Source organism: Granulicella sibirica (assembly GCF_004115155.1).
Taxonomy (GTDB): domain Bacteria; phylum Acidobacteriota; class Terriglobia; order Terriglobales; family Acidobacteriaceae; genus Edaphobacter; species Edaphobacter sibiricus.
Map to the genome: position 1 here is coordinate 1,684,882 of NZ_RDSM01000001.1, position 11,911 is coordinate 1,696,792.

General features: G+C 56.3%; 14 protein-coding genes. 12 read left to right on the forward strand and 2 right to left on the reverse strand.

Features of this window, described 5'->3' with window-relative positions:
- Nucleotides 1-12: 12 nt before the first annotated feature.
- From GRAN_RS07010 to GRAN_RS07045, 8 genes are all read left to right on the forward strand, one after another.
- Nucleotides 13-708 (forward strand): alpha/beta hydrolase, encoded by a 696-nt coding sequence (locus tag GRAN_RS07010; RefSeq protein WP_128912217.1) that lies wholly within the window; start codon nucleotides 13-15, stop codon nucleotides 706-708.
- 86 nt (nucleotides 709-794) lie between these two features.
- Entirely contained in the window at nucleotides 795-1,670 is an 876-nt protein-coding gene (locus GRAN_RS07015) for an SDR family oxidoreductase (RefSeq protein ID WP_128912218.1), read from the forward strand.
- Between the two features lie 25 nt (nucleotides 1,671-1,695).
- Nucleotides 1,696-2,805, forward strand: a complete 1,110-nt coding sequence (locus GRAN_RS07020; RefSeq protein ID WP_128912219.1) for a Gfo/Idh/MocA family protein — start codon at nucleotides 1,696-1,698, stop codon at nucleotides 2,803-2,805.
- A complete protein-coding gene (locus tag GRAN_RS07025) occupies nucleotides 2,802-3,215 on the forward strand; it encodes a nuclear transport factor 2 family protein (RefSeq protein ID WP_128912220.1) in 414 nt (137 codons plus the stop codon). The genes GRAN_RS07020 and GRAN_RS07025 overlap by 4 nt, the downstream gene beginning before the upstream one ends.
- The gene (locus GRAN_RS07030; protein WP_128912221.1) at nucleotides 3,212-4,357 is read left to right on the forward strand and encodes an alkene reductase; all 1,146 of its coding nucleotides are present in this window, start codon (nucleotides 3,212-3,214) and stop codon (nucleotides 4,355-4,357) included. Before GRAN_RS07025 ends, GRAN_RS07030 begins: the two co-directional genes overlap by 4 nt.
- Nucleotides 4,350-4,880 (forward strand): DinB family protein, encoded by a 531-nt coding sequence (locus GRAN_RS07035; RefSeq protein WP_161570878.1) that lies wholly within the window; start codon nucleotides 4,350-4,352, stop codon nucleotides 4,878-4,880. The genes GRAN_RS07030 and GRAN_RS07035 overlap by 8 nt, the downstream gene beginning before the upstream one ends.
- Nucleotides 4,877-5,629: an SDR family oxidoreductase gene (locus GRAN_RS07040; RefSeq protein ID WP_128912223.1), complete on the forward strand. Its 753-nt coding sequence runs from the start codon at nucleotides 4,877-4,879 to the stop codon at nucleotides 5,627-5,629. The genes GRAN_RS07035 and GRAN_RS07040 overlap by 4 nt, the downstream gene beginning before the upstream one ends.
- Before the next feature lie 50 nt (nucleotides 5,630-5,679).
- A complete protein-coding gene (locus tag GRAN_RS07045) occupies nucleotides 5,680-6,396 on the forward strand; it encodes a hypothetical protein (protein ID WP_128912224.1) in 717 nt (238 codons plus the stop codon).
- Here the strand turns inward: GRAN_RS07045 and GRAN_RS07050 are convergent.
- Nucleotides 6,393-6,923: an HNH endonuclease gene (locus GRAN_RS07050; protein WP_241654382.1), complete on the reverse strand. Its 531-nt coding sequence runs from the start codon at nucleotides 6,921-6,923 to the stop codon at nucleotides 6,393-6,395. The two genes, GRAN_RS07045 and GRAN_RS07050, sit on opposite strands and share 4 nt — an antisense overlap.
- 4 nt (nucleotides 6,924-6,927) lie before the next feature.
- A complete protein-coding gene (locus GRAN_RS07055) occupies nucleotides 6,928-7,242 on the reverse strand; it encodes a hypothetical protein (protein ID WP_128912225.1) in 315 nt (104 codons plus the stop codon).
- 93 nt (nucleotides 7,243-7,335) lie between these two features.
- On the opposite strand from GRAN_RS07055, the gene GRAN_RS07060 reads away from it, so the two are divergent.
- The 4 genes from GRAN_RS07060 to GRAN_RS07075 all read left to right on the forward strand — a co-directional run bounded on the left by GRAN_RS07060 (nucleotide 7,336) and on the right by GRAN_RS07075 (nucleotide 11,892).
- Nucleotides 7,336-7,899: a recombinase family protein gene (locus GRAN_RS07060; protein WP_128912226.1), complete on the forward strand. Its 564-nt coding sequence runs from the start codon at nucleotides 7,336-7,338 to the stop codon at nucleotides 7,897-7,899.
- Between the two features lie 35 nt (nucleotides 7,900-7,934).
- Nucleotides 7,935-8,912, forward strand: coding sequence for a non-homologous end-joining DNA ligase (gene ligD / locus GRAN_RS07065; RefSeq protein WP_161570879.1), 978 nt, complete (start codon nucleotides 7,935-7,937; stop codon nucleotides 8,910-8,912).
- A gap of 531 nt (nucleotides 8,913-9,443) precedes the next feature.
- Nucleotides 9,444-9,644, forward strand: a complete 201-nt coding sequence (locus tag GRAN_RS07070; RefSeq protein WP_128912228.1) for a hypothetical protein — start codon at nucleotides 9,444-9,446, stop codon at nucleotides 9,642-9,644.
- Nucleotides 9,645-9,876: 232 nt separating this feature from the next.
- Nucleotides 9,877-11,892, forward strand: coding sequence for a two-component system sensor histidine kinase NtrB (locus GRAN_RS07075; RefSeq protein WP_128912229.1), 2,016 nt, complete (start codon nucleotides 9,877-9,879; stop codon nucleotides 11,890-11,892).
- Nucleotides 11,893-11,911: the final 19 nt, after the last annotated feature.

Genomic DNA, 11,911 nt, shown 5'->3' on the forward strand with positions numbered 1-11,911 from the left:
GGGAGAAATGAAATGAACAAGAAACTGAACATCATGCTCGTACATGGCGCGTGGGCCGATGGCACATGCTGGAGCAAGGTCGTCCTTCTGCTGCAGGCAAAGGGCTACACCGTCACCGCGGCGCAGATACCCTTGACGTCTTTGGAGAACGACATCGACGTGACACGCCGCCTGCTCGTGGACCAACCTGAGCCTACGGTTCTGGTCGGTCACTCCTACGGCGGAGCCGTCATCACGGGCGCAGCCACGGCAACGCCGCAGGTGAAGGCGCTGGTCTACATCACTGCGTTTGGTCTCGATGAAGGCGAGAGTCTTGAGTCTCTCTCCAAAGAAGGCCCACCATCGCCGGGCTCCACTGCCATTGAGCCGGACACGCAGGGCTTCCTGTGGATCAACCGGGACAAGTTCCATGACGCCTTCGCCGGAGGCGCTTCCGACGAGGAGGCTGCAGTGATGGCCGCCGTGCAGAAGCCGCTAAGCTTCGAGGCCTTCAGCGGCAAAGAAACTGCTCCTGCCTGGAAGACCATCCCGTCGTGGTACCTGGTATGCACTGACGACAGGATGATTCCTCCTCCAGCTCAAACGTTCCTTGCAAAACGCATGGGCGCGACCGTGCGGTCCGTTGCATCGAGCCACTGCCCCTTCATGTCACACCCGCAGGACGTCGCAGACATCATCCTGCTGGCAGCTGACTCGTTGATCCAGTAACCACAACCCCACTCAGGACGCGGGCTCCGCTCTCGCGCGGAGAAAGTGGAGTCGCGCCCTCCAACGCATCGACAAAGGTGAACGCTATGGCAACGAAGGCGAGAGTTCTTGTGATGGGCGCTACAGGGCAGGTCGGTGGCGCGCTGCTTCCTCTGCTAAGTGAGAAGTCCGATGTGGAGGTGATCGCAGCTGTGCGCAATCAAGCCAAGGCCGCGCATCTGTCTGTGCCAACAGTCCATCTTGACCTGGATGACTTCACCACCTTCGCGCCGGCACTGCGCGGTATCGACCGCATCTTCATGGCAACTGGCTACACCGTCGATATGCTTCGCCAGAGCAAAGATCTTGTGAACTGTGCGAAGCGGGCAGGCGTTCAGCAGATCGTGCATCTCGGTGCATGCGGCGACAACGACACACGCGTGCCGCACTACGGATGGCACCAGTTTATTGAACGGTATATCGAGTGGTCGGGCATAACGTTCACCCACCTCCGCCCCGAAATCTTCATGCAAAACCTGCTTGGCTACGGCGGCGAAAGCTACGTCAAACAAGGCGTTATCAAGCACTACGTCGGCGCGGCAAAACTCAGTTGGGTCGATTGTGGTGACGTTGCAGCGGTTGCTGCAGAATGTCTCGCCGACCCCGCGAAGCATGCAGGCATGACCTATCGCATGGGCTATGAAGCCAAGACATACTACGACCTGGCTCAGACGTTTACCGAAGTGTTGGGCCAGCGCTTCACGTATGAGCCTCAGTCACCGGCGGAATTCCTTCGCAATGTGCTCGCAGCGGGGGCGGAGCCGGCCTACATGAAGTGCGTCTTCGACAGCTACACCGACTTCACGAATGGCGTGGACATCGGCGCGGATGAAGTCTTCGACAACTTGCCCAGTCTCATCGGGCGAAATCCGTCCACCCTGGCGGATTTTGCAAACAAACACGCAGAGCGTTTTCGTTACTAACAGTGCCCTGGAAGTAGGAAGACTTATGTCCGAACACAAACCAATTCGAGTGGGCCTCGTAGGCGTCGGAAACTGGGCGACCTACGGTCACATACCCGCACTCCAACTTCTCCCCCAGTACGAGATCGCAGCCGTGTGCAGCCGAAGCATCGACAAGGCAACGGACACTGCGAAGAAGTTCGGCATTGAGCGTGCCGTTTCGCGAGTCGAAGACCTGGTGGCCTTGCCTGATGTTGACCTGGTGGCCGTTCTGTCGCCAGCGCCTCAACATGCCTGCATCGTCAAATCGGCAATCGCAGCGGGGAAAGACGTCTACTGTGAATGGCCTCTCACGACGAATACGAACGACTCTGCACAACTTCTGCGTCTCGCCGAAGCCGCCGGAGTCAGGCATGTTGTCGGCCTGCAACGCACTCTGGGCGCCAGCTCGCAACATCTCTCGCAGCTCTTACAGGAACGATACATCGGCGATGTGCGGTCCGTGCACATGCACGTGAGCATGGACTCATTCGGTCCGACTCGTTCAGCGTCTCTTGAGTGGACGCTGCCTGCGAAGAACTTCTCTCACGTGCTCTCGATTTATGGCGGACACTTCATGGACATGCTGTTCCATGCCATCGGACGTCCGGAATCACTTATCGCAATCGTCGAGACGCAGTTCCCAACACTCACCTTGACGCGCACCGGGGAGCAGCTCCCGAACGAAACGCCCGATGAGGTAATGGCGATGGGGCGGCTCGCAAACGGAGGTCTGTTCCAGATCCACATTGAAGGCGGCAAACAGAACCTGTCCGGTCTGCGGATCGAGATCACCGGCACCGAGGGCGACTTGAAGGTCTTCAATGACAGGGCGTTTGTCACGAAGCGTCACGACGTAATCGAAGCCGCTCTGGGAGACAAAGGCGCATGGGCATCGCTTCTCCTGCCTTCCTCCACGATCCAAATTCCGCGCTCCGATCTGGACGTGAGCATACAGGATCTCGCGCAGCTTTATGCGGCTTTCGCGTCCGATAAGCAGACCGGAGCAACGACCGTCCGGACCTTCGCTCACGCAGTGGAATTACATCGCCTGATCGACGCAATCAACGAATCTTCTCTCACTAAGACAACAGTTTCACTGATGGGGCAACGATGAAACCGACACTCGCAGAAACAAATCGCGCACTTGTTCTCGAAGCCTTCGACACACTCTTCAACAAGCGCGATTACGCGCGCGCAGAGACGCTGTGGTCACCGGAGTACATCCAGCACAGTGCTCACATCGGTCCCGGCCGCGACGGGTTGCTGGACCTGACAAAGGCGCTGCCTACTACGCTTCGTTATGAAAATGCCGTAGCCGCAGCCGAAGGCGACTACGTCATTCTCCATGGTCGCTTCTCTGGTCACGGGCTTCCTCGGAACTGGATCGTCGCCGATATCGTGCTGGTAAAGGACGGACTTCTCGTGGAGCACTGGGACGTGATCCAGGACGAGGCCACGCATCTGGAATCGAAGAGCGGGCGGCCCATGTTTGGAACGGCGTTCGCCCCGGAGCCAGCGCAATGACAACCCTTACACAAAACCCTCGTCTGCTGTTGGAACCGTTTCGTTTCGGCGACCTTACGCTTTCCAATCGCATTGTGATGGCGCCGCTTACGCGTATGCGTGCGCCGGCCGCTGGGGCAGTACCGAACGCGCTCATGCGCGAGTACTACCAGCAGCGGGCATCTGCCGGACTCATCATTACTGAGGGCACGTTCGTCAGCGATCAGGCGCGAGGGTGGTTCGGCGCGCCAGGGGTCTACACCGAGGAGCATCGTAAGGGATGGCAATCCATCACCGATGCAGTTCACGCAGAGGGCAGCCGCATCATCGTGCAGTTGTGGCACCAGGGGGCCGTCTCAAATAAGGCCCTGGTCGGCACGGGACGCGGGCCGCTCGGTCCGTCAGCGGTGGACCCAGAGCAACTCGTTCACACCGGCTATAACAATACGGAGCTGACATCGGTTCCTGAAGCGATGACGCTGGACGACATCCGACAGACCGTTGCGGACTTCCGGCATGCTTCACAGGTAGCACGCGACGCGGGCTTTGATGGCGTGCAGATACAAGGCGGCTTCGTCTATCTCTTTCAACAATTCCTGCAGCAGAATCTGAATCTGCGAACAGATGCATACGGGGGGTCGATCGAGAATCGCGCGCGGCTTCTGTTTGAGGTGATTGAAGCAGTGCTCGAGGTCTGGCCGTCGCAGCGCGTCGGCGTCAAGGCCGGGCCGATGATGCCTGAGCGTGGCGGCTTCCGCTCGGGGTCTTCGACACTGTCCACATCCGAATACATCTATCGCCGCCTTAATGACTATGGCCTTTCTCACCTGATGGTGATGCGGCAACTTGCGGACCTCAAGGGCACGCCGCTTCAGCCGCTTGCGGGTGATGACGTTCTCCATCGCATAGGGAAGCTGTACGAGGGAACGCGGATCATCAACGCTGGCATCAGTGCGACGCACGCGGAGGAGCTGCTGCAGCAGGGGCTGGGTGAACTCGCTGCGTTCGGACGCGACTACATCGCGAACCCCGACCTCGTGGAACGTATCCGCGTCCATGCCCCGCTCAATGAACAGCGTCCAGAGGGCTATTACGGGGCAACGAGCTCCGGATACACGGACTATCCCAGGCTGGGGCAGATCGTCGAGGTGCAGTATGTGTGACTTTGACTGTGTCGGCACAGTCGGCTTCTTTCGTGAGCGTCACAGGATCGAATCCGCGACGACGCGTAAGGTGCTCCATGCAATGACGCCCGAGATGCTTGAGTATCGGGCTCACCCGGCATCGTCAACAGTCGGTGTCATCGCGTGGACCATCGTCCGTTGTCTTCGCATTTGCAATCAACTCACGGGTCATCCTCTCGCTGAGGTGCCGCGCGATCCCCACCCGGCCTACGCGGAGCTACTCACAGCGTTCGATCGAGCGACGCAGGAGTTGACCGTCGCCCTTCTTGTGATGGCGCAGAAGGAATGGGAGACGGACCGCGTCGTTATGGCAGGCCCGCGCGTCTTGCTGGATCAGCCACTCGGTCAAATCTTCTGGCTGTTTCATGCCGACGCTATTCATCACCGCGGACAAATCTCAGTGTTCTTACGGCCGTTTGGAATAAAGGTCCCATCGATTTATGGACCTTCCGGCGACTGCCAACCACAGGTGTCAATCAACCGCGAAGGAGCACAGCTATGAAGCTGGAAGGAAATACGATCTTTATCACGGGCGGCGGCTCCGGCATTGGACGGGCACTCGCTGAAGCACTCCATGGACGCGGAAACAAAGTCATCATCTCTGGCCGCCGCAAGGGGCATCTGGAAAAGGCGGTTGAAGCAAACCCAGGCATGGACTTCATTGAAGTGGATGTCACCGATCCGGCGAGCATCCAGAACGCGGCCCAGGAACTGATTGCGAAATACCCGAAGCTGAACGTCCTCATCAATAACGCGGGCATCATGCAGATCGATGATGCAAGTACTGCCCTTGATGACGACCTCATCACATCGACCATCACGACCAACCTTGTTGGCCCGATTCGGCTCACCGCGGCATTGATCGAGCACCTGAAGCAGCAAGACTCAGCTGCCGTCATGATCGTGTCATCAGTGCTGGGGTTCACACCCATGGCGATGACGGCTGTGTACTCGTCCACGAAAGCCGCTCTTCATTCCTACGCGCAGTCTCTTCGCTTCAAGCTGCGGCACAGTTCGGTGTCGGTGCTTGAGATCATTCCGCCCTGGGTCCAGACAGAGTTGCTCAACAGCAGCGAAGAGCCTCGTGCCATGCCGCTGCATGAGTTCCTGGAGGGAACGCTGGATGTACTCGCCACGGAAGCCAACGAGATCATGGTCCCGCGAGCCAGGTTCTTGAGGGGCCAGGTCGGCCTCGAAGAATCGGCATTCGTCACATCGTTCAACGAACAACTCGAGACGCCGCAAGTCTAGGCTGTGTGCACTCGCAGTCACCAACTCCAACCCGGTAACCGGAGGATGTTATGAACGACCTATTGCAACTCGCAGTCGACGCACACGGTGGTTTGAAGCGTTGGAAACAGATCAGTTCCATTACAGTCGCCGCATCGCTCACAGGGGCGATCTGGTTCGTTAAGAGCCAGGGCGACTACCTGAAGGACATTGTGATGACGGTTGATACGACAAAGGAGCGCCTTGTCACCGATTTTCCAAGGCAGAACAAGCGGTTCATCTTTGAACCAAAGCGCATGGTCATGGAGCGCCGCGACGGCACACTCCTTCAGGAGCGCATGAATCCTGAAGAGATTTTTATCGGCCAGTCACGTGAGACGCCATGGGACGATCTGCAGGTCGCTTACTTCCAGGGCGAGGCTCTCTGGACTTACCTGAATACGCCCTTCCTGTACACCGAGCCAGGGTTTGTAACGGACGAGATCGCTTCCATCGAGGTGGATGGCGAGCAATGGCGCCGGCTCAAGATCACATTCCCCGACACCATCAAGAGTCATACGCGGGAACAGATTTCCTGCTTCGGGCCGGATGGCCTCCTGCGGCGCCACGACTACACCGTGGATATCCTCGATGGGGCCACGGGATTGAACTACGCGTCTGACTACCGCGATGTGGAAGGCATCATCATCCCGACAAAGCGCAGGATCTATGCCTACGAGGGTGACTACCAGCGTGTGCCCGAACCTTTGCTGGTGAGGATCGACATGGCCGACATCACAATTCGCTAATAAGTCAGCCGGCCGCTTCTGGGCCTGGCAGAACGGACAAGGGAACCACGTTGAAGCTTTCCGCGTTTTTCAAACCTCTGCAGCTCGGCAGCACAACGTCCGTCGTCGAAGAGATGTAGCGTTTCACGAACTTCTTCGCGAATGTTGAAGTTTAGAAACGTCTGCTCTTTTGCTTCAGGGTGTTGCTCCCGCCAGAGTGTGCGAAGAAGCTCGGGCCATTCGTTCTCTAGGAACTGCGTGCGGCCAACCTTAGCGTGACAAGGGAGGCAGAGCGTAATCATAAGCTTGGGATCGTTGTTGCCAGGCATACGATGATGAACTGCCACGGAGCGCTTTCCCCGCTTTAACGTTGCGCAATCGGGGATACGACATCTATAGCCATCACGAGCCAGAACTTCTTCGCGATGACCGCCGAAGTATTCCTCATCTTGGCGCTTAAGCGTGTAGCAGGTCGAGCAAAGGCCCAGCGCAAGGATCTTCTCATTGCCGCACGGGCAGCACAGCGACAGCTGCTTGAGGCCTGCCATTTAGCTACATCACCCGTTGCGGCACATCATGTACAACCTCGACATCGACCATCCACCCATGGATCAAGAAGCACTGCCCGTCATCGCAGCGCACGGTGAACTCATCGGCAAGATCATAGTTTTCAGCAACGTCACTCACGAGCGTCCCGCCGATCACTTCGCCTTCAATCACCGTACCCTCACCGTCGACCAGAACCCGCATCACATTCCTCCGCCCTTGAATCGCAACGCTCCACTCAATCCCATCACAAACGACCGTTTGCGACACGTCTTTTAGCTCGCTCAATTCGTTGAACGAAACCGCGTAAAAACCTGTCATAACTCAACGTCACAATCATACACTATCGACAACCGTTTGTGACAGCTTTATTGCACTTCTGGGAGATTATCCGTTTATGATATGTTGTCTCTCATGATCGTTGGCTATGCACGAGTGTCGACCGCCGACCAAAATACCGAAGCCCAGATACCCGCACTGAAAGGGGCGAAGTGTAAGCGCATCTACCAGGAGGAGGGCAGCGGTCGAACGATGGATCGACCGGAGCTGGAGAAGTGTCTGGACAATCTGGAGGCCGGAGACACACTTGTCGTATGGCGTCTTGACCGTCTCGCGCGATCGCTCCGCGACTTGCTTGAACTCGTAGCCCGCTTTGAGAAAGAAGGCGTCAACTTCCGCTCGCTGACGGAGAACTTCGATACAACCACAGCATCAGGGCGGCTCGTGTTCCACTTCTTCGCAGCCCTTACACAATTTGAACGCGAGTTAATTCGAGAGCGCACGATGATCGGATTGTCAGCAGCGAAGGCCCGAGGACGAACCGGAGGGCGCAAACATAAGATGTCGCCCCAGCAAATACGTCAGATCAAAGCTTTGTGGGCAGGCCGAAAGGAAACAAAGGTTGATCTTGCGAAGTCCTTCGGCGTATCCATCTCAACCATCGACCGCATCGTAAGGCCCAAGAGTCTCAAGTCTTAGATAGATCCACCGTGCAAAGCAATATGGGAGACCTCATGAGCGCTGCGACGACCAATAAGCAGGATGCCCCCAACATTGGCTTTATCGAATCGATGGAGTGTCTAGCAGTCCCGGTGATTCCCGAAGGTCCTGAGTGGACCTACGAGATCAAACTCGATGGCTTTCGGCTGGAGGCGGTCAAGGATGGATCAGAGACAACGCTCTTCTCACGCCGTGGCAACATGCTCAATCAGAAGTTTCCTTACATCGCTGCCGCATTGAAAGGACTTCCTAAGAATACGATCATTGACGGAGAGCTGGTAGCCCTTGACGACGAGGGCCGGACGGACTTCAACCTGCTTCAAAACTTCCGCTCAGCGGAGTCCCAAATTCACTACTATGCCTTCGACATCCTGGTCTCGAAGGGCAAAGACCTCACACACCTTCCCCTAGCGGAGCGTCGAGCAATCCTTGAAAAGATCGTGCCGGTGAACGACCACATCAGCCTTTCGGTGGTTCAGACTGATTCCCGGGCGATGCTGTCCTTTGTACGCCAGCATGGGCTAGAGGGCGTTGTCGCAAAGCGAGTCGACGGCATCTACCAGCCCGGTAAGCGGACCGGATTGTGGGCGAAGCATCGCATCAACCTCGGCCAAGAATTTGTGATCGGCGGCTACACCAAAGGGACGCAGGGGTTTGACGCTCTCATCATTGGCTTCTACCGGGGCAAAGAACTCATTTACGCTGCCAGAGTCCGTGCGGGCTTCGTCCCGGCGACCCGCCGCGAGGTATTCGCCCAAATAAAAGACCTGAAGACAGAGCGGTGCCCCTTCGTGAATCTTCCTGAGACGGGGGCGGGCCGCTGGGGGCAAGGACTTACGGCGGACAAAATGAAGGAGTGCGTGTGGCTGCGGCCCGAGGCGGTGGGACGGTTCGACTTTCTTGAGTGGACCGGGGCCGATCATCTACGTCACACCAAGTTTGTCACCTTACGGGACGACAAAGACCCGCAGAAAGTCGTCAGAGAGAGCTGATTTCGGGTTGAGTCGCCTGGCCGACAGACGATAAAATGCCTATCGGATATTCTGCGACAAGCGCGACGGTGAGAAATCCGACCATGGTCCCAGACGCTCAAATTGTCATTTACGGCCAAGACAGAACCCTCCTCAATACGCGAGCGTGGGTGCTGCAAAATGCTGGGCTTAAGGCAGGCACGGCAACAGACCTAGATGAGATTAAGAGCTTGAGCACGACTCGTACTGTCGAGTTGCTCATTCTTTGTCACACCCTCACTCCTCCTCAACTCTCAGGCGCTATCGCACTTTCCCGAAGCGAAAAATCGGACATCAGACAGCTCCTATTGCTCTCAGGACCGACCACACCGATGACTGAGACGACTTATCCAACCGTAAACCCTCTGTCCGGTCCTAGTGCGTTCATCGACTCCGTGCGAGCCTTGTTGACCCCCTAGAGCACCACCGACAGCGATCTCACCTAAATACTGCATCGAACATTTCAGCCTTCGCAAGCGCACGACTGCAATTTATGTGGGATATGAAGGGTTTATGGACGACTCCAAGAACTCTCAGGTTGGGGACTTGCTTCATCGGCTGACCCCGCCCATAGAAGCTCTCGCTAATCTTAGTTGGCTGATCAACCATGAGTCGGAGCACGTTGATAAGGTTCGCTTCTACGCCGAACTTGCGGAGCAACAGATCAATGAACTCCGAACAATCATGTTGGCTGCCACAGACCCGAAGGCTTGAGGGATCACTCGCAGCTACTCGCTCTGCGAGGCTTGATCGCCATCCTGTATACTAAAGATAACAAAGAACTTATGTCTGATAAGCTAACTTATGTATAGTCGATACAATTGGGTGGTGCCTGGCGGTCGGCTGCGGATTTCTAGATGTGGTCCCCCCAAAGAACCTCTCAGAATTGCCCAAGGCTCCCGGTTCATGCGTTTCTAGTCTGGTACAAGAGAGCCGAGAGAATGCGATGGTTGAAGCTGCGCACGATCCTCAGGGTCGTTACGACTTAGCTGAATTCGGGCTGAAAGAAATGATCGAGTGCGGGCGGGCACTTCGCATAGAGTCACAGAACTCCGCCACGATGGAAGACGCAGCCCGGAGGATCGTCAGCTTTCTTCACGGAAAGCTCTCTTCTGCATACGGTCAGACAAACTGCGCTCTGGTTCGCTGCTTCAAAACACATCGCTTCTTCGACCTACCCGTGGAGCTGGAAAAAGTGGCCCGAAAAGCGCTGCTCCAGAATGATCCAAGTCCAAGCCTCCCTTGTCTCACTCTATTAGCCACGGCAGGCGACAGGCCAGAATGGAATGATCGCCGAACCTCACAGGGCCATGCGGTGATTCCACTTGAAAGCGTGGAGCTAGTTGAACGAGCGCCGATGATTGCTGCGCTCATTCGCCAAATGGGTCTCGAAATAGAATCCACGCTCTATCCCGATCCTCAGATCATCTTGGACTCGGAACAGCATACGTTCAACGTGTTTCATGTTGAGAACGCGAATGGGGATCCGCTCATCCCTGCGCAAAAGGGCTTCGTTGGAGCCTATGGGATTAGTTCAGTTCTGGGGTTTGGCGGTCTTCTTCCGTCCGGCGAGCTCTTCGCAATAATCCTCTTCTCAAAAGTTCGTATCACCCGCGAGACGGCAGAACTGTTCCGGACAATTGCCTTGGGTGTGAAGCTCGCTCTCCTGCCCTTTACGCGCGGTCGGATCTTTGACGATGATCCGATAAATCGGCCGGGCCGGCATCTCGAGGAGAATCTGAAGACGATCCAGGATGAGCAGCTACGCTCAGAAACGGCAACTCTGCAGCTACTCCTTTCAGCGCTGGAAGACACAGCTTTGTACCAGACAAGACGGCTGCACCTCTCAAATCAGAAACTGGTTTTGCAGGCTGAGAGCGTGCAGAGACAGGGGGCACGGCTGAGTGCGATGCTTGAAGCAACCAGCGATGCAGTGTTCCTTCTTGATCGTGAGTGGCGCTTCACATTTCTCAATCACTATGCACAAACGCTGATCGCCAACGGTGTTGATCTCATTGGCCAAAATGTATGGGAGCTATTTCCCCACGCCGTGGGAACCAACTTCTGGGTTGAATATCGAAAGGCTATGTTGGAGGGTCAAGACGTCAAATTCCAGGAATACTATCCGCCCCCGCTCGACAGGTGGTTCGAGGTTCATGCTTTCCCGAGCGATGACGGCATAGCTGCGTTCTTCCATGATGTGACGGATCGCCGCAGGCAAGAAGAGACCCTGAGACAAACGGAAAAACTGGCGGCTGCGGGCAAACTTGCCGCTTCCCTTGCCCATGAAATCAACAACCCACTCGAGGCCATAACCAATTTGCTCTATCTCGTGGGTGGAGATGAGCGGCTCAGCGCTGAAACGAAATCTTTTGTTGCCCTTGCGGAAGGTGAGTTGAAACGAGTTTCAGAGATTACTTCTCAAATGCTACGTTTCCATCGACAAAGCACCTTTGCGTCTGAGGTAAACCTTGTTGCTGTGTGCGAGTCGGTTCTGGCCTTGTATAAGGGACGGTTAGACCAAGCGAACGTCAAAGTAATAAAGGCATTTCCCAGCAGCGCGGTGGTTACCGGCTATGAGGGGGAGATCAGACAAGTTCTTGCAAATCTGGTGGGCAACGCCATTGATGCGTCGCGTCTTGGCGGATCCTTGTGGTTGAAGGTACGTTACAGGAAGAGCCTGCAAGATGGGAGACCAGGGGTGACTGTCACGGTCGCGGACTCTGGGAGCGGGATGAGCAAGGCCGTAGCCGCCAGGATCTTTGAACCTTTTTTCACCACTAAGGGCATCACGGGTTCTGGCCTGGGACTCTGGATCTCGCTCGACTTGGTAAAGAAGCATGGCGGAAGATTATCGCTGCGCACCTCCGAACTGTTTTCCCGCCACGGGACGGTCTTTTCGTTGTTCCTTCCTGCAGACATGGGGCGAGAGGCCGCTAGGTCAGACTTTGAACGAGAATAGGTCACCGGCCAGACCGTTG